This window comes from Seonamhaeicola aphaedonensis (assembly GCF_003386195.1).
Classification (GTDB): Bacteria; Bacteroidota; Bacteroidia; order Flavobacteriales; family Flavobacteriaceae; genus Seonamhaeicola; species Seonamhaeicola aphaedonensis.
In genome coordinates, this window is sequence record NZ_QRDX01000003.1 from 104,319 (window position 1) to 128,351 (window position 24,033).

General features: G+C 33.5%; 24 protein-coding genes. 22 read left to right on the forward strand and 2 right to left on the reverse strand.

Going from position 1 to position 24,033, the window contains the following annotated elements; genetic code table 11:
* Positions 1-8: 8 nt before the first annotated feature.
* From DFQ02_RS06200 to DFQ02_RS06255, 12 genes are all read left to right on the forward strand, one after another.
* Positions 9-1,661 carry a BatD family protein gene (locus tag DFQ02_RS06200; RefSeq protein WP_245940213.1) on the forward strand — a complete coding sequence of 551 codons (1,653 nt, stop codon included), beginning with the start codon at positions 9-11 and terminating at the stop codon, positions 1,659-1,661.
* A complete protein-coding gene (locus DFQ02_RS06205; RefSeq protein WP_116040137.1) occupies positions 1,661-2,665 on the forward strand; it encodes a vWA domain-containing protein in 1,005 nt (334 codons plus the stop codon). The genes DFQ02_RS06200 and DFQ02_RS06205 overlap by 1 nt, the downstream gene beginning before the upstream one ends.
* A gap of 38 nt (positions 2,666-2,703) precedes the next feature.
* Positions 2,704-3,741, forward strand: coding sequence for a vWA domain-containing protein (locus tag DFQ02_RS06210; protein ID WP_116040138.1), 1,038 nt, complete (start codon positions 2,704-2,706; stop codon positions 3,739-3,741).
* A gap of 55 nt (positions 3,742-3,796) precedes the next feature.
* Positions 3,797-4,660 carry a tetratricopeptide repeat protein gene (locus tag DFQ02_RS06215; RefSeq protein ID WP_116040139.1) on the forward strand — a complete coding sequence of 288 codons (864 nt, stop codon included), beginning with the start codon at positions 3,797-3,799 and terminating at the stop codon, positions 4,658-4,660.
* A gap of 28 nt (positions 4,661-4,688) precedes the next feature.
* The gene (locus DFQ02_RS06220) at positions 4,689-6,461 is read left to right on the forward strand and encodes a BatD family protein (protein ID WP_116040140.1); all 1,773 of its coding nucleotides are present in this window, start codon (positions 4,689-4,691) and stop codon (positions 6,459-6,461) included.
* A gap of 1 nt (position 6,462) precedes the next feature.
* On the forward strand, positions 6,463-7,221 hold the full coding sequence (locus DFQ02_RS06225; RefSeq protein WP_116040141.1) for a tetratricopeptide repeat protein: 759 nt from the start codon (positions 6,463-6,465) through the stop codon (positions 7,219-7,221).
* A gap of 110 nt (positions 7,222-7,331) precedes the next feature.
* Entirely contained in the window at positions 7,332-7,577 is a 246-nt protein-coding gene (locus DFQ02_RS06230) for a hypothetical protein (protein WP_245940214.1), read from the forward strand.
* A 90-nt stretch (positions 7,578-7,667) separates the two neighbouring features.
* Positions 7,668-9,260 (forward strand): SulP family inorganic anion transporter, encoded by a 1,593-nt coding sequence (locus DFQ02_RS06235; RefSeq protein ID WP_116040143.1) that lies wholly within the window; start codon positions 7,668-7,670, stop codon positions 9,258-9,260.
* A gap of 6 nt (positions 9,261-9,266) precedes the next feature.
* Positions 9,267-10,058 carry a universal stress protein gene (locus DFQ02_RS06240; RefSeq protein ID WP_116040144.1) on the forward strand — a complete coding sequence of 264 codons (792 nt, stop codon included), beginning with the start codon at positions 9,267-9,269 and terminating at the stop codon, positions 10,056-10,058.
* A gap of 42 nt (positions 10,059-10,100) precedes the next feature.
* Positions 10,101-10,820 (forward strand): DUF2490 domain-containing protein, encoded by a 720-nt coding sequence (locus tag DFQ02_RS06245; protein WP_116040145.1) that lies wholly within the window; start codon positions 10,101-10,103, stop codon positions 10,818-10,820.
* A gap of 70 nt (positions 10,821-10,890) precedes the next feature.
* Complete coding sequence (locus DFQ02_RS06250; protein WP_116040146.1) at positions 10,891-12,753, forward strand: SulP family inorganic anion transporter; 1,863 nt, start codon at positions 10,891-10,893, stop codon at positions 12,751-12,753.
* Between the two features lie 24 nt (positions 12,754-12,777).
* Positions 12,778-13,407: a carbonic anhydrase family protein gene (locus tag DFQ02_RS06255; protein WP_116040147.1), complete on the forward strand. Its 630-nt coding sequence runs from the start codon at positions 12,778-12,780 to the stop codon at positions 13,405-13,407.
* 49 nt (positions 13,408-13,456) lie between these two features.
* Here the strand turns inward: DFQ02_RS06255 and DFQ02_RS06260 are convergent, their stop codons facing one another.
* On the reverse strand, positions 13,457-13,990 hold the full coding sequence (locus DFQ02_RS06260; RefSeq protein WP_116040148.1) for a CvpA family protein: 534 nt from the start codon (positions 13,988-13,990) through the stop codon (positions 13,457-13,459).
* Between the two features lie 68 nt (positions 13,991-14,058).
* Here DFQ02_RS06260 and DFQ02_RS06265 point away from each other — a divergent pair, with 68 nt between their 5' ends.
* Positions 14,059-14,415: a hypothetical protein gene (locus DFQ02_RS06265; protein ID WP_116040149.1), complete on the forward strand. Its 357-nt coding sequence runs from the start codon at positions 14,059-14,061 to the stop codon at positions 14,413-14,415.
* Between the two features lie 37 nt (positions 14,416-14,452).
* Positions 14,453-15,472, forward strand: a complete 1,020-nt coding sequence (gene pheS, locus DFQ02_RS06270) for a phenylalanine--tRNA ligase subunit alpha (protein WP_116040150.1) — start codon at positions 14,453-14,455, stop codon at positions 15,470-15,472.
* Positions 15,473-15,648: 176 nt separating this feature from the next.
* Here pheS and DFQ02_RS06275 read toward each other — a convergent pair whose 3' ends face one another.
* Entirely contained in the window at positions 15,649-16,101 is a 453-nt protein-coding gene (locus tag DFQ02_RS06275; RefSeq protein ID WP_116040151.1) for a DUF3157 family protein, read from the reverse strand.
* Positions 16,102-16,163: 62 nt separating this feature from the next.
* On the opposite strand from DFQ02_RS06275, the gene DFQ02_RS06280 reads away from it, so the two are divergent.
* The 8 genes from DFQ02_RS06280 to bioB all read left to right on the forward strand — a co-directional run bounded on the left by DFQ02_RS06280 (position 16,164) and on the right by bioB (position 24,021).
* Entirely contained in the window at positions 16,164-17,303 is a 1,140-nt protein-coding gene (locus tag DFQ02_RS06280) for an aminotransferase class I/II-fold pyridoxal phosphate-dependent enzyme (RefSeq protein WP_116040152.1), read from the forward strand.
* Positions 17,300-17,713, forward strand: coding sequence for a putative signal transducing protein (locus DFQ02_RS06285; RefSeq protein WP_116040153.1), 414 nt, complete (start codon positions 17,300-17,302; stop codon positions 17,711-17,713). The genes DFQ02_RS06280 and DFQ02_RS06285 overlap by 4 nt, the downstream gene beginning before the upstream one ends.
* Positions 17,710-18,327 (forward strand): dethiobiotin synthase, encoded by a 618-nt coding sequence (gene bioD, locus DFQ02_RS06290; protein WP_116040154.1) that lies wholly within the window; start codon positions 17,710-17,712, stop codon positions 18,325-18,327. The genes DFQ02_RS06285 and bioD overlap by 4 nt, the downstream gene beginning before the upstream one ends.
* Positions 18,324-19,589, forward strand: coding sequence for an adenosylmethionine--8-amino-7-oxononanoate transaminase (gene bioA, locus DFQ02_RS06295; protein ID WP_116040155.1), 1,266 nt, complete (start codon positions 18,324-18,326; stop codon positions 19,587-19,589). The genes bioD and bioA overlap by 4 nt, the downstream gene beginning before the upstream one ends.
* Before the next feature lie 99 nt (positions 19,590-19,688).
* A complete protein-coding gene (locus DFQ02_RS06300) occupies positions 19,689-20,846 on the forward strand; it encodes a beta-ketoacyl synthase N-terminal-like domain-containing protein (RefSeq protein ID WP_116523814.1) in 1,158 nt (385 codons plus the stop codon).
* Positions 20,847-20,925: 79 nt separating this feature from the next.
* Entirely contained in the window at positions 20,926-21,813 is an 888-nt protein-coding gene (locus DFQ02_RS06305) for a carbon-nitrogen hydrolase (protein ID WP_116040156.1), read from the forward strand.
* 3 nt (positions 21,814-21,816) lie between these two features.
* On the forward strand, positions 21,817-22,857 hold the full coding sequence (locus tag DFQ02_RS06310) for an agmatine deiminase family protein (RefSeq protein ID WP_116040157.1): 1,041 nt from the start codon (positions 21,817-21,819) through the stop codon (positions 22,855-22,857).
* Positions 22,858-22,926: 69 nt separating this feature from the next.
* On the forward strand, positions 22,927-24,021 hold the full coding sequence (bioB, locus tag DFQ02_RS06315; protein ID WP_116040158.1) for a biotin synthase BioB: 1,095 nt from the start codon (positions 22,927-22,929) through the stop codon (positions 24,019-24,021).
* Positions 24,022-24,033 lie beyond the last annotated feature (12 nt).

Below are 24,033 nucleotides of genomic sequence, written 5' to 3' on the forward strand. Positions count from 1 at the left end.
AGTTAAAAGTGATAAGTAACAAGTTTAATAGTATTTTAAAAAAGAATAAAGCATTGATAGTGACTCTAACTATTGCCTTATGCCTATTTAATAACCTCTTGTTTGCTCAAGTCTCTTCGTCAATCGATTCTACCTCCATTAAAATTGGAGAGCAAATCACTTATAAAATACAAGTTGAAATAGATACAACAGATTTGGTAGTTTTTCCAGAAGGTCAAACATTTACACCACTTGAAATGATTGAATCTTATGATATTGATACTATAAAAAATAAGGACAAGTACAATCTCATAAAAAAATATGGTTTAACACAATTTGATTCTGGAGTGTATACCATCCCATCTCAAAAAATTGTAATTGGAGATAAAACTTTTGTGACAGATTCTTTAAAAGTTGAAGTTAATAATATTGTAGTAGATACTACTAAACAAGGGTTATATGATATAAAGCCAATTATTGAGGTTAAGAAAAAAGGGGGTAATTGGTGGAAATATGTTTTGATTTCACTTTTGATTTTAAGCGTTTTAGGAGCTGTTTTATGGTGGTTTATATGGCGTAAAAAACCATTGACTGAAGAAGAGCAAATAGCGCTTTTACCACCTTATGATAGGGCAAAATTGGCCTTACAGAAATTGGATGAAAGCCATTATTTGGAGCATGAAGAATTAAAAACCTACTATTCTGAGCTAACTTTAATCATAAGAAAGTATTTAGATGAAAAGGTTTACGATCATTCCTTAGAAAGTACAACCGATGAATTAATTTCCAGACTTAAATTGCTAAAAGAAGGCAACCAAATAGATTTGAGTAACGAAACCATAAAGAATATTGAAAGTATTTTAAAACGTGCCGATTTGGTAAAGTTTGCAAAATCGGCTCCCGATATTGCTTTAGCTGAATTAGACAGAAAAACAATTGATGCAGAAATAGACCACGTTAAAGAAGTATTGCCTGAACCAACTGAAGAAGAAAAACTACTGGATGAAACCTACCGAAAAGAATTAGAACGTAAAAAGCAACGTAAAAAAGTAATAATTACAGTTGTTATAAGTGTTTTCCTTTTAGTTGCAACTTTAGCAGGTTTCTCCGTAAAATATGGATTCAATTATGTGAAAGATACCATTATTGGTCATGATAGTAAAGAATTACTAGAAGGCGAATGGGTAACGAGTGATTACGGTTTTCCGCCAATAAACTTATCTACTCCCAAAGTTTTAAAACGCTTTGAATTACCAGTTCCAGATGACGTTAAGGATAAAACTGAAATGACCACTTTTATGTATGGAACCTTGCTGGATCCTTTTAGTATTATGGTAAATACAACAAAGTTCCCAAACACTGGTGAAAATAAAATTAATTTAGAAGCTATTGCAGAAAGCAGTATAAAAGGAATGGAAGCCCAAGGAGCCCAAAATATTACGGTACTTCGTGATAAATTTGCAACCCCTAATGGAGCAGAAGGTTTAAAAACTTACGGGAAACTTAATGTAGTTAATCCCATTACCAAAAAGCAACAAGAAGCAGAATATATATTACTTCATTTTACGGCCGAAAACGTGTTACAGCAAGTAGTCATTACCTACCCAGATAGTGATGATTACGCAGACCAAGTAATAGAGCGTATTTTAAATTCTATTGAACTTAAAAAAGAACAAAGCTAATGTTAGAAGGGATAGAATTTTTAAATAAACAATGGTTCTGGTTGCTTTTGGTTTTACCGCTAGTCATACTTTGGTATGTTTTGAAGCACAAAAAACAAACGGCTGAGTTAAGAATATCTAGTTTAAAAGGTTTTAAACTAACTAACTCTTGGTTGCCAAAACTTAGGCATTTGTTATTTGTTTTAAGACTTATGGCATTAACCTTATTGATTACAGCTTTAGCAAGACCCCAAACGGTTGATGTATCCACTAAAACCAAAACTACCAGAGGAATTGATATTGTTATGGCCATTGATGTTTCAGCAAGTATGTTGGCAAAAGATTTGTTGCCTAACAGGTTGGAGGCTTTGAAAGATGTTGCCGAAGAATTTATAAAAGGAAGACCTAATGATCGCATTGGTTTGGTGGAATATGCTGGAGAAAGTTATACTAAAACCCCCATTACAAGTGATAAAGCCATTGTTTTAAGATCTTTAAAAAGTATTCAATATAATAATATAATCGAAGGCGGCACAGCTATTGGCATGGGACTAGCAACAGCGGTTAATAGATTAAAAGACAGTAAAGCAAAAAGTAAAGTCATTATTTTGTTGACAGATGGTGAAAACAATGCTGGTTTTATAGACCCAATAACAGCAAGCGGATTAGCAGAGGAATATGGTATTAAAACCTACACTATTGGTTTAGGCACCAATGGCATGGCGCTTTCACCCATAGGCCAATTACCCAACGGAAGTTTTCAATATGGACGCATTCAGGTTAATATTGATGAAGAATTACTTAAAGAAATAGCTCAAGCAACTGGCGGTAAATATTTTAGAGCCACAGACAATAAAAAATTGGAAGAAATCTATCAAGAAATTAATAAACTAGAAAAAACTGAAGTAGAAGAATTTAAATTTTATAATTACGAAGAAAAGTATAGACCTCTAGCGTTGCTAGCAGGATTTTTATTATTGTTGGAATTATTGCTGAGATTCTCTGTTTTCAGAAGTTTTGTTTAATAACTAAACGTATACACAAAAAACGAATAGACTATCAAATGTATCAATTAGAAGAGAAAATATGGTTTTGGGCATTACTGATTATTCCAGTAATCACTCTATTCTTTTTGGTGCTTCAAATCTGGAAACATAAAGCGCAGCGTGACTTTGCGGACAAAGATTTGCTAAAAAAATTGAGTCCTAACAAATCACTTTTCAAATCAATATTAAAGACCATTGTCTTAAGTTTGGCTTTTGTGTGTTTAGTACTTGCCATGGTGAACCCTAAAGTAGGCACTAAATTGGAAACGGTAAAGCGTGAAGGGGTTGATATTGTTTTTGCAGTAGATGTTTCAAAAAGCATGTTGGCTGAGGATATTGCGCCAAACCGATTGGAAAAAGCAAAACAATTGGTCACACAAATAATCAATAATCTGGCCAGTGATCGTGTTGGTATAATAGCTTACGCAGGAAGAGCATTTCCACAGTTGCCAATTACAACAGATTATGCATCGGCTAAAATGTTTCTGCAAGGTATGAATACCGATATGTTATCATCTCAAGGAACTGCTATTAGTGAAGCAATAAAACTGGCAACTACCTACTTTGATGATGAAGAACAAACCAACAGAGTACTCATTATCATATCAGACGGTGAAGACCACAGCGAGGAGGCTGCAATGGTTGCAGAAGAAGCTAGTGAAGAAGGCATAAGAATTTTCACAATTGGAGTTGGCGATGTTAAAGGAGGACCAATTCCTATAAAACGAAACGGTGTGGTTCTCAACTATAAAAAAGACAATGAGGGTGAAACCGTTATTACCCGCTTAAATGAAGAAATGCTTCAAGAAATAGCCAAAGAAGCTAATGGAGCTTACATTAACGGAAAAATCACCAAAGACGTAGTTGAAGACATAAAGGAAATTTTAAGCAATATGGATAAAACTGAGTTTGAAGCCAAACAGTTTGCCGATTTCAAAGATCAGTTTCAATGGTTTTTAGGATTTGGTATTTTCTTTTTGTTGCTCGACGTATTCTTGTTAGAACGTAAAACAGCATGGTTAAAAAAGCTCAATCTGTTTAATGAGAATTTATAAATTCTTTAACGAATTAAACATACAAGGTTTTTTATCTTAGAATATAGAATAAAAAATGAAACGTTTAGTAATTATAGTATTAACCTTATTTATTTCTGTCTCTTTTGCTCAAAAAAAAGAAGATAAAGAACAGTTATTGGCTTTAAAAAAGGCTAATAATTATGTGTATGAAGGAAACAATTTAGTAAAAGAAGATGATTTTGTTGAAGGTGAGGCTACTTACAGAAAAGCCCTTTCTGAAAACCCAAACTCTGTTGAGGGGCACTATAACTTAGGAAACGCCTATTATATTAAAGGCAATTACGAAGAAGCGTTGTACCGTCATCAGCAGGTAGTAAACAAAAGTGCATCAAAAGCAGAAAGGCATAAAGCATTTCACAATATTGGTAATATTTTAATGCAGAATAAAAAATGTAGTGAAGCAGTTGAAGCGTTTAAAAGTGCTCTTAGAAATGATACAACTGATGATGAAACTCGTTATAACCTAGCATTGGCTAAAGAATGCGCCAAAGACGAAAAGCAGAATAAAGATCAAAACGAAGACGATAAGAATAACGAACAGAATAAAGAAGATCAAGAAAATCAAGAAGATAATAAAGACCAAAAAGACAAAGAGAAGAACGAAGACGGCGAAAATAAAGAACAAGAAAACGACAACGGCGAGCAAAAGGAAAAAGAAGGAGACAATAAAGAAGATGACCAAGGTAAGCCAAAAGATGAAAAAGAAGACAATGGAAAACAAGGTGATGAAAAAGATGATGAAAAGAAGCAACCTCCCAAGCCACAACAAGGAAAAATGTCTCCGCAACAAATAAAGAACTTACTAGAAGCTATGAACAATCAAGAGCAAAAAGTTCAAGAAAAAATGAATGCTGAAAAGCAAAAAGGAATAAAAGTAAAAACAGATAAAGACTGGTAATTAAAGTTAGAATGCTGAAGTTGGAAAGATGAAGTTAGTTAAAAACATAACAATATTAATACTGCTATTTATTTCAAGTATTGCTGTGGCTCAGGTGAAATTTGAAGCCAAAGTTAGTAAACAAAAACTTGGAGTTAATGAGCGCTTACGTATTGATTTTGAAATGAATCAAGACGGAGATAATTTTAACCCGCCTAGTTTTTCAAACTTCACGGTTGTGGGTGGACCAAACCAATCTGTTAGTAACTCTTGGGTTAACGGCGTGAGAACTTATAAAAAAACCTACAGTTATTTTTTAGCACCCAAAAAGCGCGGAACTTTTACCATCTCCCAAGCCTCAATTACTATTGACGGTGAAATTTATAAAACCACACCAGTAAAAATAGAAGTTACCGCAGCCGTTGAAGTTCCAAAAGATCCAAATGACCCTAATTATGTAGCTGCAGAGAATATACATTTGGTGGCTGAAGTTTCAAAAACAAATCCTTATTTAAACGAAGCTATCACGGTTGTTTATAAACTATATGTATCGCCCAAAATAGCAGTTGATAACTGGAATGAATTAGATAGCCCAAGATACAACGATTTTTGGAGTCAGAATTTAGATGTTCATAATGAGAAAGCTGTCAATACTACTTATAAAGGAGAGGATTACAGATATGTTATTTATAAAAAGGCTGTACTATACCCTCAAAAAAATGGTAAACTAAATCTTGAGCCTTTAACTTTAGACGTTTCTTTAAGAGTGCCAACTAACAGACGTGATATTTTTGGAAGCCGACTAATGACCCGTGTGAACAGAACTATTTCTGCTGGTAATCAAGTTATTAATGTAAAACCTTTACCAGAAACTGGAAAACCTCAAGATTTTACTGGTGCTGTAGGTGATTTTAGTTTAAATGTTAGTGCTTCAAAAACAGAACTAGATGCAACCGAGTCTCTACAAGTAAAAGTTTCAGTTACAGGTAAAGGAAACTTAAAGTTATTTAAACTTCCAAAAGTATCTTTACCAAGCTCATTGGAAGTGTATGAGCCTGAACATAGTGAACGTGTTAGTACTAATTTATCTGGAATGCAAGGGAATATTTCCGATAGTTATACCATAGTACCTCAGTACAAGGGCAAATATCCAATACCAAGTATTTCATTTTCGTATTTCGATTTAAAAACTGAAACTTACAAACGACTTTCATCTAATGAAATTGTGATTAATGTTCAAAATGGTCCATTGTCAAGTAATACAGGTTCTAATAATGCATCTGTTGTTACCAACAAACAAGCTATTATACTCAACAGCGACCAGTTTTCATTTATTAAAACGCAAACCAATTTTAGTAGTATCACTACATCACATTTCTTTAAAACGAACGCTTTTTGGACTATGCTATTAGCACCATTTTTTGTAATTCCATTGGCTATTGTGGTAAGAAAAAGGAAAGCCACTAGAGATGCCGATGTTTATGGTAACAAAATAAGAAAGGCCGATAGATTGGCTAGAAAATATTTAAAAGGGGCAAAAAAATCACTGGGTCATAAAGAAGTGTTTTATATAGCTCTTGAAAAGGCATTACACAACTACTTAAAAGCAAAGTTACATATTGAAACTAGTGAGTTTAGTAAAGACCGTATTACCCAGCTTTTAAATGATAAGCAAGTTAATAATGCTGTGATAGGCGATTTTATAAATATTATTGAAAGTTGTGAGTTGGCAAGGTATACACCTATAGACAATGTTACAATGCAAGAAGACTATGAAAAAGCAGCAAGAACCATTTCATTAATTGATAAACAAGCACGCTAAAATGAAAGCCATTTTTTTAATAATATCGTTTTTGTTTAGTTCTTTGCTCATAGCTCAAAACCAATCGTTATTTGAAGAAGGAAATGCTCTGTATAACGAAGGTAAATATGCTGAGGCTATTGATAAATATATGGCCATTCTAGAAAGTGAAAAACATTCAGCAGACTTATATTTCAATTTAGGAAATGCCCACTATAAATTAAATAACATAGCACCAAGTATTTACTATTATGAAAAGGCATTACAGTTAGAACCTAATGACAAGGATATAAATAATAATATTGCCTTTGCAAGAAACATGACTATTGATGCTATTGATGTTATTCCAGATACTGGATTTTCAAGGTTATTAAAAGGGATTACAAACACCTTTAGTTTTGATAATTGGGCAAGAGTGTCAATAGCACTAGTCTTTTGTTTTGTACTACTTTTTTTGGTTTATTATTTTGCATTTTCAACACTAATAAAACGTCTTACATTTATAAGTAGTTTAGTATCATTGTTTTTGGTATGTGTAACTTTAGCTTTTGCATTTTATAAGTTTAATCTAGACAAAAAAGATAATCCGGCTATTATCTTCACACAAGAGGCCAAAGTTAAAAGTGACCCAAATGTGAGAAGCGATGAAGTATTTAGACTACACGAAGGCACCAAAGTTCAGGTGGTAAATAGTTATAATAATTGGAAAAAAATTGAACTATCTGATGGTAAAACAGGATGGATAGTTTCAGAAGATATTAGGCTGCTAAACGAGTTTTAAAGTAAATATGCAATAAAAAGCATATATTTGTTATTTACCGAAACTCTAAACTTGTGTCAAGACAAAGCATTTCAATTTTTCTATCACTAATATTTTTGGCTTTTTTAACAATGCCAACAATCATCACATTGGTAGATGATTCTGTTGACATTTCAATTTTTTACACCTATTCTGAGGAAGAAGAAAAAGGTAGTGAAAAGAGTAAAGATGCCGAAAAACTATTGTTTGAGAGTCCTTGTCCTGAAACTGTTTTTTCTAGCTTCAAACCCGACAGTGAATTAGAGTATATCTTTAACGCATATTCTAAACCTCATCTAAATATTATATCTCCCCCTCCCGAAGAAACCATATTATAAAACAGGTTTTAAAGGGCTTGTTGTTTAGCCTTAATTCAAAAAAAATTAATCACTCGTAGCTGTTTGTTATGGGTAAAAGTTATTTATAATATGTTTAAAACAATTAAAAATGATTTACCGGCAAGTATTGTCGTTTTTTTCGTTGCACTACCTTTATGTTTAGGTATTGCATTAGCAAGTGGTGCCCCACTATTTTCTGGATTAATAGCAGGAATTATTGGTGGTATCGTAGTGGGATCGTTAAGTGGCTCTAAAATAGGTGTAAGTGGACCTGCTGCAGGGTTAGCAGCTATAGTATTAACAGCTATAGGAACGCTTGGAGGTTACCAAAATTTTTTGGTGGCTGTAGTTTTAGGAGGTATTATTCAATTACTATTTGGTGTTTTAAGAGCAGGGGTTATAGGTTATTATTTTCCTTCTTCTGTTATTAAAGGTATGTTAACAGGTATTGGTATTATCATCATACTAAAACAAATTCCCCATTTTTTTGGTTATGATGCGAACCCCGAAGGTGATTTTGCATTTTTTCAAGTAGATGGAGAAAATACATTCTCAGATCTTTTTAAAACTCTTAAATACATAACTCCTGGTTCTGCATTAATAGGAATCATGGGCTTAGGTATTTTAATATTATGGGAGAAGGTACTAACCAAGAAGGCAAAAATATTTAAATTAATTCAAGGACCTTTAGTGGCAGTTGTTGTGGGTATTATTTTTTACGCAATAACAAAATCAAATGACACCTTAGCTATTGCTCAATCTCATTTAGTAACAGTTCCAATACCAGAAGATACAAGTTCATTTTTTGCACAGTTTAGTTTTCCTAACTTTAGTGTAATTACAAAACCAGAGATTTGGATAGTAGCTTTTACAATTGCCTTAGTTGCAAGTCTAGAAACTCTCCTTTGTGTTGAAGCTACAGATAAATTAGACCCGCACAAAAACGTTACACCTACAAACAGAGAGTTATTGGCTCAAGGCACTGGTAACATTCTTTCTGGATTAATAGGAGGTTTACCAATTACTCAGGTAATTGTAAGGAGTTCTGCCAATATACAATCTGGAGGTGTTTCGAAAATGTCTGCTATAATTCATGGTTTTTTCTTGTTAATATCGGTCATAGTAATACCAAAACTATTGAATATGATTCCTTTGTCTGTACTAGCAGCCATTCTTTTGGTTGTTGGTTACAAATTAGCTAAACCAAAACTTTTCAAACAGATGTATGACCTAGGTTGGAAACAGTCTGTTCCGTTTACCGTAACAGTTCTAGGAATTGTTTTTATAGACCTCTTATACGGTATTGGCCTTGGGCTTGGAGTTGGTATAATTGTAATACTGTTAAAAAGTTACCAAAATTCACACTTTCTTCACATTGAAGATAAGAGTAATGGGAAACACAAAATAAAGATGTCTTTTGCTGAAGAAGTAACCTTTTTTAACAAAGGAGCCATCTTAAAAGAACTTGATAGTTTACCAAGAGATACCTATTTAGAACTTAATCTTATGAATACGCGATATCTGGATAATGATGTCATTGAAATTCTAGAAGATTTTGCAGTAAAAGCGAAAGAACGCCATATAGATATAAAATTAGTGTCTAAAAGAGGTGTGGTGGAAAATCCGGAGAGTTTTATAGAGTTCTTCAGAACTAGACCAAAATCCAATTTAAGCTTAAGTTAAAAAGATATGAAAAATAAAGCATATAAAATATTGGTACTTTCAGATTTAAAAAATAGCTCTGATACCATTATGAAAACCACTGCCAACTTAGCTAAAATGATTGGTGGTGATATTGATTTATTGCACGTCAAAAAACCTGTAGATGTTGTTAAAAACGAGAATCAACTTTCTTCAATGCGCAATATCAACAGAGATTACATAAAGAGTAGAAATCATATTGAAGATGTTATAAAATCTGTTGATAAAGATTTAAACATAAGTTATTCTTTAACCTATGGTAACATAAAGCAGATAATAGAAGAACATATAGATAAAACTAATCCGGATATAATTGTTTTGGGTAAAAGACGTTTTAATTCGTTAAAGTTAGTTGGTGATAAACTTACAAGATTTATCCTAAAAAAACATAATGGTTTGGTTCTTGTAGCTTCAAATAAATATGTTTTAAAATATGATGAAAACATATCTCTAGGTGTACTAAACAACACAGAACAACCTTTTGAAAACTTAGCAAAAGAGTTAATGGAGATATCTCAAAAGCCTATAAAATCTTTTAAAATTACCAAAGCTAATGAGTCTGAATTTGAAAGTAAAGAATCTGAATTTAAGAAGTTGATAGAATATGTTTTCGAGCCAAATGACAATGTTTTAAGTAACCTCTCTAAATACATGACTAAAAGTAACATTGATCTTTTGTGTGTAAATAGGCATACAACAGCTTCAAATAAATTAGGGAATTTAGATTTAGATGGCGTGTTAAACAAAATGAATACTTCTATAATGTTTGCTGGAAAATAACTAAATAATTAAAGTAATTTTGTTATCAGCTAGTTGTGCTTAATGATTAATAATATCTTTAAATTTAAAATCATACAAGAAGTTAATAAAGAAAAATCAGTTAGGGTAAAGATAGTAGTATTAGGAACATGCCTTTTGCTATCACTGTTTGCTCAAGCTCAGGACAGTAATTTTGGTAATTGGTTAATTTACATTGGAAATAAAAAACTAAACCAAAACTGGAATATTCATAACGAAGTTCAATACAGAAACTACAATACTATTGGTGATTTAGAACAACTACTTCTTAGAACGGGATTAGGTTATACTTTTAATCAAGGCAATAGTGATGTATTATTAGGATATGGTTATATACTTTCTGAGAATTATATTGGAGATTCAGATGATAAAGTGTCAATTAGTGAGCATAGATTTTTTGAGCAGTTTATATCAAAACAGAAAATAGGTAACGTTGGATTGACCCATAGATATAGGTTTGAGCAACGATTTGTTGAAAGTGATTTTAAAATGAGATTTCGCTATTTTTTAGCTTTTAAAATCCCTTTTAAAAACAAAGAAAAAGCCAATAGTAAACTTTATATTTCTGCCTACAATGAAATATTTTTAAATACCAAAAGTTCAGTTTTTGATAGAAATAGAGCTTATGCTGGTCTGGGGTATGATATATCCCAAAACCTTAGAGTAGAAGCTGGCTACATGAACCAATTTTTTGAAAGAGGAGGCAGAGATCAGTTTAATTTAATAACCTTTTTAAATTTTTAGTTTTGTAAGAAAATTTGAAAAGTATTACCTTTTAAGTTCACTATTTAATTCAACTAAATAATCAACTATAATGAAAAATTTGTTCTCCAACATTAAGGGAGATGCTTTTGGTGGTATTACTGCTGGTATTGTAGCTTTACCTTTAGCATTAGCCTTTGGGGTGTCTTCTGGTTTAGGGCCAAGTGCGGGACTTTACGGAGCTATTTTTATTAGCTTTTTTGCAGCACTTTTTGGAGGAACAAGTACACAGATTTCTGGACCAACAGCTCCTATGACCGCTGTTAGTATGGTAATTATTGCCGGTATTATTGCTGCTAATGATGGCGACGTCAATAAGGCTTTACCAGTAATACTCACAGTATTTTTGTTAGCAGGACTCATGCAGATAGGTTTGGGGGCTTTAGGTCTTGGTAAATACATAAGATATATTCCATACCCAGTGGTATCTGGCTTTATGACAGCCATAGGTGTTATTATACTCATTACTCAAATTTTACCATCGCTGGGTTATTATCCTAAAGAAGATTTGGAGTATGTTAATCAATTTAAACCACAATCTGAGGAGATTATATTAAAGAATATTCTTAGAGAAGAAGCTGGCGAAGGTGTTTTGGTATTGGAAAATTTTAAAGAAACCATAACCCGCGCAGAAAAAATTACAGAAGAAGACATTTTAAGAGAGAGTAAAACCTTAGCAGGTAAAAAAGCCTCGGGAGTTTTAGGTACTATTAAAGTTTTACCAAGAGCTTTACAAAACACTAAATGGTTAGAGTTGGCATTGTCTATAGGTACTATAATTATCATATATGGATTTAAACGAATCACTAAGCTAATTCCTAGTACTTTGGTAGCACTTATTGTTATGTCTGGAATAGCTATTGGTTTTGGTTTAAATTATAGACCAATTGAAGAAATTCCCAGTGGCTTGCCAATTCCAAATATTGAAATATTCACTCAATTTAAGTTAAGTAGTCTAACACCATACATTTTTACGGCACTAACGCTATCATTATTAGGAGCTATAGATTCTTTGTTAACCAGTGTAGTTGCAGACAACATGACAAAGACCAAACACAAGCCAAACAAGGAATTGGTTGGACAAGGTATTGGTAATAGTATTGCGGCAGTTTTTGGAGGTATTCCAGGAGCAGGAGCAACCATTCGTACAGTTGTAAATATTACTTCAGGAGGAAAAACCAAACTATCTGGTATGATAGCTGGTTTGTTATTATTTGTTATTTTACTGGGTCTGGGACCAGTGGCATCAAAGATTCCTGCTGCGGTTCTTGCAGGTATTTTAGTTACTGTTGGTATCGGGGTAATGGATTATAAAGGTTTAAAGGCTATTCCTAATTTACCAAAAGACGTTAGTATTGGTCCTGTAAAATTCAGTATGGAAGTAGTCATCATGCTAACTGTTTTAATTTTGTCTACTTTTTGGAACTTAGTTTATGCTGTAGGTATAGGGTTGGTTATTGCTTCACTAATGTTTATGAAAAAAATAGGAGATCTAACAGCAGAACGCTCTGATGTAAAACCACTTAAAGAAGAGACTTGGGCAGATGAGTTTGGTTTTCCTGAAAACTTAAAAGAAGAAGTATTTATTAAACATATTAAGGGCCCTTTGTTTTTTGGGTCAACAAGTGAATTTCAACAATTAGCTGCTCAAATACCCGATACAGCAAAAACTGTTGTAATTCGTTTTGATCGTATGCAATATATGGATCAGACTGGTTTATATGTTCTAGAAGACATATTATTAGATTTAAGAAAAAGAGGGGTAGATTTCTTGTTTGTTGATTTATTGCCACAACCAAGATATATGATGGAAAGAATTGATATTATTCCAGATTTTGTGCCTGAAGAGCATATTTTTGACACTTTTAATGAGTGTATGAAATGGATAAAAGAAAATGTAAAAGATAGATATTAATTGAATTAATTAAGACAAAATATTATGAAAGCACACACGCAAGAAACTCAAGCAACAATGACACCAGAAAAGTCATTACAGTTCTTAAAAGAAGGTAATGAAAGGTTTGTAAAGAACTTAAAAGCTAATAGAAATTTATTAGAACAAGTTAATGACACAAAAGAAGGGCAATTTCCTTTTGCAACAATTTTAAGTTGTATAGATTCCAGAGTTTCTGCAGAATTAGTTTTTGATCAAGGATTAGGAGATATATTTAGTGTAAGAATAGCAGGAAACTTTGTTAATGAAGATATTTTGGGTAGCATGGAATTTGCTTGTAAACTTGCAGGTACCAAGTTAATTGTAGTTTTAGGACATACCAGTTGTGGAGCTGTTAAAGGCGCTTGTGATAATGCCGAAATGGGTAATTTAACTAAACTCATACAAAAAATTACACCAGCAGTCAATGCGGTAACAGAACCAAAAGATGAAAGTTTGAGAACCTCTAAAAATTTAGATTTTGTAGATACAGTTTCTAAAAAGAATGTAGAGTTAACAATAGAAAGAATTCATAAGGAAAGTCCTATTCTTGATGACATGGAAAAAAATGGAGAAATAAGAATCATTGGAGCCATGTATAATATAACTACAGGAGCCGTTGAATTTTATGACTAAGCAAAAACTTATTTAAATGTTTTAATGCCGCTTATAAGCGGCTTTTTTTTTATGCCTTATTGTTCATTACATCATTATCGGTCTTAGTAGATTCTTTATTTTCAAACTCTAAGATATAAGGTAAAACAACAGGCACAATAGCCTTAACATGAGTATACAAAATAGAATTCTCTAAATCATCTTCATTAGCAAAGGGAATAGATTTATTAAACTTATCAAAAACAATAAGAATTACGCTCAATATAGCAGCAATTTTCAGAGCTCCAAAAACACCTCCTAGAATTTTATTAACGAATCCTAAAAAAACAAAATCTGCTATTTTTGTAAGGGCTTTTCCAGCTAAAAAAATAACTACCACAATTACAACAAAGGTCATGGTAAAGGCAACAATATTGATGTATTTTAATTCCCAGTCAACTTTTTCAACCAAATAATCGGCTGCAAAATTACTAAAGTGAATAGCACCCCAAACTCCAGCTACTAATGCCACTAAAGAGGCTATTTCAACAAAAAGTCCTTTCATCAATCCTCTAATAAATCCATATAAAATTAAAGCCCCTAAAATGATGTCTATTACACCCATAATATTTCAATTTAAACAAATATAAATAAGAGTCCCTAGTTTATTAACTTTGCAGCTTAAAAATTAGTATGTCTAGAGATGAACAGTTAAAGGCTCGTTGGGAGCAAGTAGTTGAGAAATTATCAATTCAATTTGCTGATGGAGATACTATAGACCTTGATGCTATTATTTATTTAATAGGGGTTCAAGAGCTTGGTCAATTGAATAGAACTTTTAAAAAAGACCAGAAGCTAGACCTCATGCACATAGCTATTTGCAAACTGTTGGTGCCCTATGGCTATTACGAGTTAGATTTTGTAGATTCTGATGGATGGCCACACTACAAGATGTTGGAAAAATTACCTCATTTAAAAGCGGGAGAACAAAGTGTACTTATGAAAGAGGCTATAGTAAACTATTTTTTAGAAACTGAGTTTATAGATTAACTTTTATTAAATTTGCCCTCTATTTTGAATTTATATCATGATTGATAAGTTAAAAGAGCTCATATCAGAAGCAGAAACATTTTCAGCCCAAACAAAAGAAGAGGTAGAAGCGTTCCGTATAAAGTACTTAGGTAAAAAAGGATTGTTAAATGACTACTTTGCCGAGTTTAAAAACGTAGCAAATGAGCAAAAGCGTGAGTTTGGTCAAACTATAAACCAGCTTAAAAAAATAGCTGAAGAAAAAGTAAAATCCTTAAGAGATGAGCTTGAAAGTAAGGAAGAGGTTAAAGGTGTTTACGGTGATTTATCACGACCAGGAGAGCCTATTCAAATAGGAGCGCGTCACCCAATCTCCATAGTGAAAAATCAAATTATAGATATTTTTTCACGTATTGGTTTTAATGTAAGTGAAGGTCCAGAGATTGAAGACGATTGGCACAACTTTACGGCCTTAAACTTACCAGAATATCACCCCGCTCGTGATATGCAGGATACCTTTTTTATTCAAACCAATCCTGATATACTTTTAAGAACACATACCAGTTCGGTTCAGGTGCGTTACATGGAAAATAATAAACCACCTATTAGAACCATTTCTCCTGGTAGAGTGTATAGGAATGAAGCCATTTCTGCAAGATCGCACTGTTTTTTCCATCAAGTGGAAGGATTATACATTGATAAAGACGTAAGTTTCGCAGATTTAAAACAGACATTGCAATATTTCACAACCGAAATGTTTGGTAAGTCTGAGATTCGTTTGCGTCCATCGTATTTTCCTTTTACAGAGCCAAGTGCTGAGGTTGATGTGTATTGGGGTTTAAAAACTGAAACTGATTACCGCATTACCAAAGGTACTGGTTGGTTAGAAATTATGGGATGTGGTATGGTAGATCCTAACGTTTTAGAAAATTGCGGGATTGATTCTAAAGAATACTCTGGTTTTGCATTTGGTATGGGTATAGACCGTATAGCCATGTTATTACATCAAATTGGGGATATTCGTTTGTTAAGTGAAAATGATGTGCGTTTCTTAGAACAGTTTAAATCGGCTTTATAATTCCTACCTTTTCTTAACACGTTCAAAAGTTATCTTTAAAACATACCTAAAAGAAACTCACCTTTGGCTATCTCCAACAGGAGATTTTCTGAAACCACAAATTTGTTGTCACTTTTAGAACACACTTAGCATACTCCTCTAAACTAAAAGAATCAATAAAGTTTGATTCTTAAGGCTTAAAAAATATTCAATTTTTTAGCAATATTGTGTCCTGAACGCTTATAAGTGACTTTGGTGCCTTTAACACAAAAATCATAGTTACCACTAGCTTTAGTTTCTTTAACAGACAAGAGTATGACATCTTCCACATCACATTTAAAATCTTTGGCTACTTTCTTTTTTACGTGTTCTATGGTAGCACGTCCTTTTTTTAGCTGATTTTGAATTTTTTTATCAAGGTTAGGTTCTTCAAAATCTAAGGGTAAATTACAGACTGTTTCGTTTGATGATTCCAGTTTTTGAGTTTCTTCTTGTTTAGTTGCTTGAGGTTTTACTAAATCAATATATTCCCAAGTAAAGTCGGCCTTTAATAATACACGACGACCATCTTCTGTTTTAACAATATGGTTGTCCTGAGAAAAACTTAAAAGTGAAATAAAAAAGAATACTGTGATGAGAAATGATTTCATGATTATAAGAAAATATAAATTTTGTGAAACTCAAAAGTACAAATTTTGCATACATTTGTTTTATGCAATTCCCTAAAAAACTTGAAGACAAACTAAATCATCGAAAGGTAAATAATGCTTTGCGAACGTTAAAAAATCAAAATAATCTCATTGACTTTTCATCCAATGATTATTTAGGGTTTGCAAAAAACCATACCATTTTTGATAACGCCCATTATTACTTAACCGGACATAACATAAAGCAAAACGGCGCTACAGGATCGCGGTTGTTATCAGGAAATCACAGTCTATATCCTGTTGTTGAAAGTATTTTAACCAATGTTCATAATAGTGAAGCAGCCCTCATTTTTAATTCGGGCTACAATGCTAATGTAGGATTCTTTTCGTCTGTTCCTCAAAAAGATGATATAATTATATATGATGAGCTAAGTCATGCCTCTATTAGAGATGGCATTGCTTTAAGTCATGCCAAAGCCTATAAGTTTAAACACAACAACTTAGAACATCTTTCTGAGATGCTGAAACGAGTTCAGCATGACAATGATACTTATGTAGTCACCGAATCTGTTTTTTCAATGGATGGTGATTCTCCGGAATTAGTAAAATTATCTGAGTTATGCAGAAAACATAATGCTTATTTGGTGGTTGACGAAGCTCATGCGGTTGGTGTTTTTGGAAATAATGGTGAAGGCCTCGTTCAGCATTTAAAACTAGAAAACTATGTTTTTGCACGTTTGGCAACTTTTGGAAAAGCTCTTGGGTGCCATGGAGCCGCTATTTTAGGAAATGAACAGTTAAAACAGTATTTAATTAATTTTAGTAGAAGTTTCATTTATACTACGGGTTTACCACCTCACGCTTTGGCTACTATACAATCCGCCTATTCAGAAATGTCAGTTACAGACCAAAGACGTAAATTACTTCAAAACATTGTCTATTTTAAGAACGGTATCTTGAATAACAAACTGCATGATGTATTTATTGAAAGTCATTCAGCCATTCACTGTTGCATTATTTCAGGTAACGAAAATGTAAAATTTATTTCAGAAAAACTTCAAAGTAAGGGGTTTGATGTTAAACCTATTTTATCTCCAACAGTTCCTGACGGTCAGGAAAGACTGCGTTTCTGTTTGCATAGTTATAATTCTGAAAAAGAAATTATGGAAGTTCTAGCCTTACTTGGTACTTTTGTCAAAGCATGACAACAACTTTTAGAACTTTAGCAAAATACACCTATTCCTCGGAAGCTCAAATTATTAAAGGCCGATTAGAAGCAGACGGAGTACAGGTGTTTTTGTCGGATCATATTACCATTAATACAGATCCATTGGTTAGTAATGCTATTGGAGGAGTTAAATTAAAAGTACTTTCAAGTCAATTTGATGAAGCCAAAGACATTCTTGATGCTATAGAAACATATTCAATTAATGATGAAGGGAATGCTATTCACTGCCCAAACTGCCAGAGCGATAAAGTTGAATTATTTTCTTCGGTTAAAGATTTTAAATCGCTATTCTGGTTTATTTTTGGACTTTTATTTTCAACACTTCCGTTCTATACAAAATATAAGTATAAGTGCGAAAATTGTAAAACAGAATTCAATTTAGAATGAACACATATTTCATAACAGGTATATCCACCGATGTTGGAAAAACAATCGCCTCGGCTATTATTACCGAAGTATTAGAAGCTGATTATTGGAAGCCCGTTCAAGCCGGAGATTTGAATAATTGTGATACTAAAAAAGTGCAAAAACTGGTATCAAACTCCAAATCAAGATTTCACCCTAATAGTTTTGCTCTAAATACACCCATGAGTCCGCATGCCTCAGCTGAAATTGATGGAGTTTCTGTTAAAGCATCAAAGATTAAGCGTCCTGAAACTACAAATCATTTAGTGATTGAAGGTGCAGGAGGACTTCAAGTACCAATTAATGACACAGAAACTATTCTAGATTTAATACAACCCGAAGACAAAATTATTGTGGTATCGCGCCACTATTTGGGTAGCATAAACCATAGTTTACTAACCATAAATGTATTGAAAGACAATGGATTTAAGGTAGCTGTTATTTTTAGTGGAAATGAACACCCATCAACAGAGGGAATTATAAAAAAAATGACCAACGTCACCGTTATTGGAAGAATAAACGAAGAACCCTATTTTGACCAAAATGTGATAAAAGAATATGCTAATTTATTTAGGGATAGTTTGAAAGCAATATGAGTTTAAAACAACGTGATAAAAAACATATTTGGCATCCCTTAACACAGCATAAGTTGCACCCAGAAGCTATAGCCATAGTTAAGGCAAAAGATTGTATACTTTATGATGAAGATGACAATGAGTATATCGATGCTATTGCTTCATGGTACACCTGCATGTATGGGCATTGTAACGACTATATAATTGATAGAGTTACAGCCCAAATGAAACAATTAGATCAAGTTGTTTTTAGTGGTTTTACGCATGAACCGGCGATAAAATTATCGGAAGAGCTTATTAAAATCCTTCCTAAAAATCAAGAAAAAGTATTTTTTAGTGATAATGGCTCTACTTCTGTTGAGATAGGTATTAAAATGGCGTTACAATACCACTCCAATAAAGGCAGTAAACGCAATATTTTAATCGCTTTTGAAGATGGTTTTCATGGAGACACCTTTGGAGCTATGAGCGTTTCTGGCCTATCCGTTTACAACGGACCTTTCGAAGAATTTTTTATTACGGTTGAACGCATTCCAACACCAAATGGAACCAATAATCAAGACGTTCTCGACAAACTAAAAAACATCATCGAAAACAACAAAGTAGCTGGATTTATCTATGAACCATTAGTGCAAGGGGCAGCCGCTATGAAGATGTATGATATAAATGGTCTAACTGATATCTTAAAACTTTGTAAAGAAAATAATATTATTACTATTGCCGATGAAGTAATGACAGGTTTTGGTAAAACAGGCAGTTATTTCGCTTCAAAACAATTAGAAATAAAACCAGATATTATTTGCTTAAGTAAAGCCTTAACCGGAGGTTTATTACCTATGGCAATTACATCTTGTTCTCAGGAAATATACAATGCCTTTTTCAGTGATGATATTGGCAAAGGACTTTTTCATGCGCACACCTATTCTGCTAACCCTATAGCTTGTACTGCTGCCGTGGCAAGTTTAGAGCTATTACAATCGGATGAAATTCAGAATTCTATTAAAGCCATAATAAAATCACACAAAAAGTTTGGAGAACGAATTGTAAATCATTCGAAGGTTAAATCTATTAGGCAGACTGGCGTTATTTTTGCTTTAGATTTAGACATTGAAATGGAGCGTTATGGCAACCTTCGTGATAAGTTATTGAACTTTTTTATGGATAATGGTATTTTTCTGCGTCCGCTAGGTAATACCATTTACATACAAGCACCCTATACCATTTCTCAAAAACAATTAGAGAAAATATACAAAACCATTGAACAGGCTCTGGAAATAATATAAATTTGCCAGTTGATGTCACCCTGAATTCGTTTCAGGCTCTCATCAAAAAAATTAAGATGCTGAAACCATCCTGATATTAATCGGGACACCATGAAAAAAATGTATAAACCAATTTCTATTACTGCTGTTGCTTCTATTTCGTCTTTAGGAAAAAACCATGAAGAGGTTTGGAAAAATTACAAGAACAACAATCATTGTATTTTAGAAAAAATATTTCAAGGAAACAGCGCGTTGGTGGCTTCCATTTCTGAGGATAACAAAAAGGAAATTGAGAAATTAAAGTTGTCAGACAGTAAATACAAATCGTTGGATGATACGGTACTTTACGCCATTTACGCTTCACGTGAGGCAGTAAAACAAGCTGGTTGGAAATCTTCCGAAAACTTCGGAATTAATATTGGGTCATCCAGAGGAGCCACATCTCTTTTTGAAAATTACCACAAAAGTTTTTTAAAAAATAACAAGGCTAAAACACTAAGTTCGCCAACAACTACTTTAGGCAATATTGCTTCGTGGGTAGCTCATGATTTACAAACTCAAGGCCCTGAAATAAGTCACTCCATTACTTGTTCCACGGCGTTACATGCCCTATTGAATGGTATAGCTTGGATTAACTCAGGCATGTGTAACAAGTTTTTAGTTGGAGGCAGTGAAGCACCACTAACCCCGTTCACTATTGCACAAATGCAGGCCCTAAAAATTTATGCCAACAATAATGAAGATTATCCCTGTAAAGCTTTAGACCTTTCTAAAAATCATAATACCATGGTGTTGGGAGAAGGTGCTGCTATGGTTTGTTTAGAAGAAGGTGAAAAAGATAATGCTTTGGCTACAATTAAAGGAATAGGTTATGCCACTGAAATTCTAGAACATAACATTTCTATTTCAAGTGATGCTCAATGTTTTCAACGTTCCATGAAGATGGCTCTAGGTGATTTTCCTGCTGAAGACATTGATGTTATTGTTATGCATGCTCCAGGAACTATAAAAGGAGATCTTTCAGAATATAAAGCTATCGAAGCTATTTTTAAAAATGATTTGCCTGCCGTAACATCTAACAAATGGAAAATTGGGCATACATTTGGGGCTTCGGGTACCTTAAGTTTAGAGTTGGCTATATTAATGTTACAACAGCAACAATTTATTGAAATACCATATTTAAAAAACCAAAAACAGCCTAAAAAAATTAAAAATGTTTTAGTAAATGCTGTTGGTTTTGGTGGTAATGCTGTTTCTATTTTACTTTCTAAACTTTAGAGGCTAAATTTTCAGGGAAAAAAAACATAAAGACCTTAAAATACTTATATTTAAACCCCTTTTATAACATCAAAATAAAATGTCAAAAAGAGATTATACTATTGCGGTTATCCAGTTAAATTTAAACAATACCCCTGAAAACAATCTTAAAAAATGTATTGAATGGGTTAAAAAAGCTGCTAAACAAGGAGCAGAAGTAATATGCTTACCAGAGTTATACAGCAGCCATTATTTTTGCCAAAGCGAAGACACTGATAATTTTAAATACGCCGAACCTTTATACAGTACATCTTTTAATGCCTTTAGTGAACTATCAAAGGTATTAGGAGTTGTAATCGTTGTACCATTTTTCGAGAAGCGAATGGCTGGTGTTTACCATAACAGTGCTTATATTATTGACTCTGATGGAACTGAAGCAGGTTTGTACCGTAAAATGCATATTCCTGACGACCCGCATTTTTATGAAAAGTTCTATTTCACACCTGGCGATTTAGGTTTTAAAACTATAAAAACCAAAAAAGGTAATATTGGCACCTTAATTTGTTGGGATCAATGGTACCCTGAAGCGGCGCGTTTAACTGCTTTACAAGGAGCAGAAGTATTGTTTTACCCTACAGCTATTGGGTGGCATCCCAAAGAAAAAGAAGAATTTGGAAAAAATCAACATGGTGCATGGATGAATGTGATGAAAGGACATGCGGTTGCCAATGGTACGTATGTGGCTGCAGCTAATAGAATAGGTTTAGAAAAATATGTACCAAATACCGATGGTATTCAGTTTTGGGGTTCTTCCTTTATTTGTGGCCCCCAAGGTGAAATTTTAGCACAAGCTTCGCATGACCAAGAAGAAATTTTAATGGCTACTGTTGATTTAGATTTACAAGAAAATGTTCGTCAAAATTGGCCATTCCTTAGAGACCGTCGCATAGATATGTACGATAACATCACCAAAAGGGTAATTGATTAAATAATGGATAGTAATGCTTGGCGGTTTCCTGCCGAATGGGAAAAACAACAAGGGATTTTATTGTGCTTTCCGCATAATGGCAACGATTGGCCCGGGAAATACGGCGCTGTTCAATGGGCATTTGTAGAGTATATTAAAAAAATCGCAACTTTTGAAGATGTTTTTGTTGTGGTGGCTAATAAAAAGCTTCAAGATAAACTACAGGCTATGTTGCAAATGGCCGCTGTTAATTTGAATAGAGTATCTTATATTATTCATAAAACCAATAGAAGTTGGATGCGAGATGCGGGTCCAATCATCGTTAAAAAAGGGACTAAAAGAAAAGCCTTGAACTTCAATTTTAATGGGTGGGCAAAATATACCAATTTCAAATTAGACAAACATGTTCCTAAAAAAGTTGCTTCATTTCTAAATATAGATTTAGAACAAGTGGTTTACAATGGCAAGCCAGTTGTTTTAGAAGGTGGAGCTTTAGAAGTAAACGGTAAAGGAACTCTAATAACCACCGAAGAATGTTTGTTAGACCAGAAAGTGCAGGTTAGAAATCCAGGACTAACAAAAGCTGACTATGAGGCTATTTTTAAAACATATTTGGGAGTTACCAATACCATTTGGTTAGGCGATGGCATTAAGGGGGATGATACCCACGGACATATTGATGATTTGGCGCGTTTTGTTAACGAAAACACCATTGTAACGGTTGTAGAACCAAACAAAAGCAACAATAATTACAAACCTTTACAAGATAATTTAAAACGTTTGGAAAACGCTACCTTAGAAAATGGTAAAAAACCAAATATTATAACCTTACCAATGCCTAAAACCATCATTTTTGAAGGGTTGGAACTACCTGCTAGTTACGCCAATTTTTTAATTTTAAATAACTGTGTATTGATGCCAACGTTTAATGATGTGAACGATAGAGAAGCTTTAAACATATTATCAAACTGTTTTAAAGATAGAGACGTTATTCCTATAAATGCCATAGACCTTATTTGGGGTTTTGGCACATTACACTGTTTAAGTCAGCAAATACCTAAGTAAGTTTTATTTACTAACGGTATACCTTACATTTTAAATTAGTATTTTTGATTTTGATTAACCCATCTGTTTATGAGTGAAACAAGACACAACTGGACTAAAGAAGAAATTCTAAATATTTACAATAAACCTTTAATGGAATTACTTTATGAAGCGGCTACGGTTCATAGAAAAAATCACGACCCCAATGTGGTTCAGGTAAGTACATTACTTTCGGTAAAAACAGGTGGTTGTAGCGAAGATTGTGGATACTGTCCACAAGCGGCGCGTTATCATACTAATATTGAAGGCAACGATTTAATGAGCGTGCAACAAGTAAAAGCGCAGGCATTAAGAGCTAAAGCAGGAGGAAGTTCTCGTGTTTGCATGGGAGCTGCTTGGAGAAACGTAAAAGATGGTGAAGAGTTCGATCAGGTTTTAGAAATGGTACGTACCATCAACAAACTAGACATGGAAGTTTGTTGTACATTGGGTATGCTTACCGAAAATCAAGCTAAAAGGCTAGCAGAAGCAGGTTTGTATGCCTACAATCATAACTTAGACTCTTCTGAAGAATACTATAAAGAAGTTATTTCAACCAGAGGTTATCAAGATAGATTGGATACTATTGATAACGTTAGAAAAACCAATGTAACCGTTTGTAGTGGCGGTATCATTGGTATGGGTGAAAGCTTAGAAGACAGAGCTGGTATGCTAGTGGCACTCTCCACTTTAAATCCGCAACCAGAATCTACTCCCATAAATGCCTTAGTGGCAGTTGAGGGTACACCTCTAGAAGACCAAAAACCGGTTTCTATTTGGGACATGATACGAATGGTAGCCACAACCAGAATTGTCATGCCAGAAACTCAAGTTCGTTTAAGTGCTGGAAGAACGCAAATGACACGCGAAGGGCAAGCCATGTGTTTCTTTGCGGGAGCCAATTCTATTTTTGCAGGAGATAAACTATTAACAACACCAAATCCTGATGTAAATGAAGATATGGAAATGTTTGCGGTTTTAGGATTAGAACCTCAAAAACCGTTCACTAAAAAAGTACAACCTCAAACAGTTGAAGCTGAAGACTCCCAGTTTAAAAGTTTAGGTGAAAAACCCAAATGGACACGACCAGACCACAAAATTGACCGTAACGAAGCTGCTAAAGAAAAAGCGAAGGATTTTAAGTAGTTTACACGTTTT

Excerpts from the sequence above, each read along its gene's own strand:
- DFQ02_RS06310 (WP_116040157.1), top strand. The coding sequence starts at position 21,817 with ATGGATAGTAATGCTTGGCGGTTTCCTGCCGAATGGGAAAAACAACAA.
- DFQ02_RS06305 (WP_116040156.1), top strand. The coding sequence starts at position 20,926 with ATGTCAAAAAGAGATTATACTATTGCGGTTATCCAGTTAAATTTAAAC.
- bioB (WP_116040158.1), top strand. The coding sequence starts at position 22,927 with ATGAGTGAAACAAGACACAACTGGACTAAAGAAGAAATTCTAAATATT.
- DFQ02_RS06250 (WP_116040146.1), top strand. The coding sequence starts at position 10,891 with ATGAAAAATTTGTTCTCCAACATTAAGGGAGATGCTTTTGGTGGTATT.
- DFQ02_RS06280 (WP_116040152.1), top strand. The coding sequence starts at position 16,164 with ATGCAATTCCCTAAAAAACTTGAAGACAAACTAAATCATCGAAAGGTA.
- DFQ02_RS06205 (WP_116040137.1), top strand. The coding sequence starts at position 1,661 with ATGTTAGAAGGGATAGAATTTTTAAATAAACAATGGTTCTGGTTGCTT.
- DFQ02_RS06265 (WP_116040149.1), top strand. The coding sequence starts at position 14,059 with ATGTCTAGAGATGAACAGTTAAAGGCTCGTTGGGAGCAAGTAGTTGAG.
- DFQ02_RS06230 (WP_245940214.1), top strand. The coding sequence starts at position 7,332 with ATGCCAACAATCATCACATTGGTAGATGATTCTGTTGACATTTCAATT.
- DFQ02_RS06210 (WP_116040138.1), top strand. The coding sequence starts at position 2,704 with ATGTATCAATTAGAAGAGAAAATATGGTTTTGGGCATTACTGATTATT.
- DFQ02_RS06285 (WP_116040153.1), top strand. The coding sequence starts at position 17,300 with ATGACAACAACTTTTAGAACTTTAGCAAAATACACCTATTCCTCGGAA.
- DFQ02_RS06300 (WP_116523814.1), top strand. The coding sequence starts at position 19,689 with ATGTATAAACCAATTTCTATTACTGCTGTTGCTTCTATTTCGTCTTTA.
- pheS (WP_116040150.1), top strand. The coding sequence starts at position 14,453 with ATGATTGATAAGTTAAAAGAGCTCATATCAGAAGCAGAAACATTTTCA.
- DFQ02_RS06215 (WP_116040139.1), top strand. The coding sequence starts at position 3,797 with ATGAAACGTTTAGTAATTATAGTATTAACCTTATTTATTTCTGTCTCT.
- bioD (WP_116040154.1), top strand. The coding sequence starts at position 17,710 with ATGAACACATATTTCATAACAGGTATATCCACCGATGTTGGAAAAACA.
- bioA (WP_116040155.1), top strand. The coding sequence starts at position 18,324 with ATGAGTTTAAAACAACGTGATAAAAAACATATTTGGCATCCCTTAACA.
- DFQ02_RS06255 (WP_116040147.1), top strand. The coding sequence starts at position 12,778 with ATGAAAGCACACACGCAAGAAACTCAAGCAACAATGACACCAGAAAAG.
- DFQ02_RS06245 (WP_116040145.1), top strand. The coding sequence starts at position 10,101 with ATGATTAATAATATCTTTAAATTTAAAATCATACAAGAAGTTAATAAA.
- DFQ02_RS06275 (WP_116040151.1), bottom strand. The coding sequence starts at position 16,101 with ATGAAATCATTTCTCATCACAGTATTCTTTTTTATTTCACTTTTAAGT.
- DFQ02_RS06260 (WP_116040148.1), bottom strand. The coding sequence starts at position 13,990 with ATGGGTGTAATAGACATCATTTTAGGGGCTTTAATTTTATATGGATTT.
- DFQ02_RS06220 (WP_116040140.1), top strand. The coding sequence starts at position 4,689 with ATGAAGTTAGTTAAAAACATAACAATATTAATACTGCTATTTATTTCA.
- DFQ02_RS06235 (WP_116040143.1), top strand. The coding sequence starts at position 7,668 with ATGTTTAAAACAATTAAAAATGATTTACCGGCAAGTATTGTCGTTTTT.
- DFQ02_RS06240 (WP_116040144.1), top strand. The coding sequence starts at position 9,267 with ATGAAAAATAAAGCATATAAAATATTGGTACTTTCAGATTTAAAAAAT.
- DFQ02_RS06225 (WP_116040141.1), top strand. The coding sequence starts at position 6,463 with ATGAAAGCCATTTTTTTAATAATATCGTTTTTGTTTAGTTCTTTGCTC.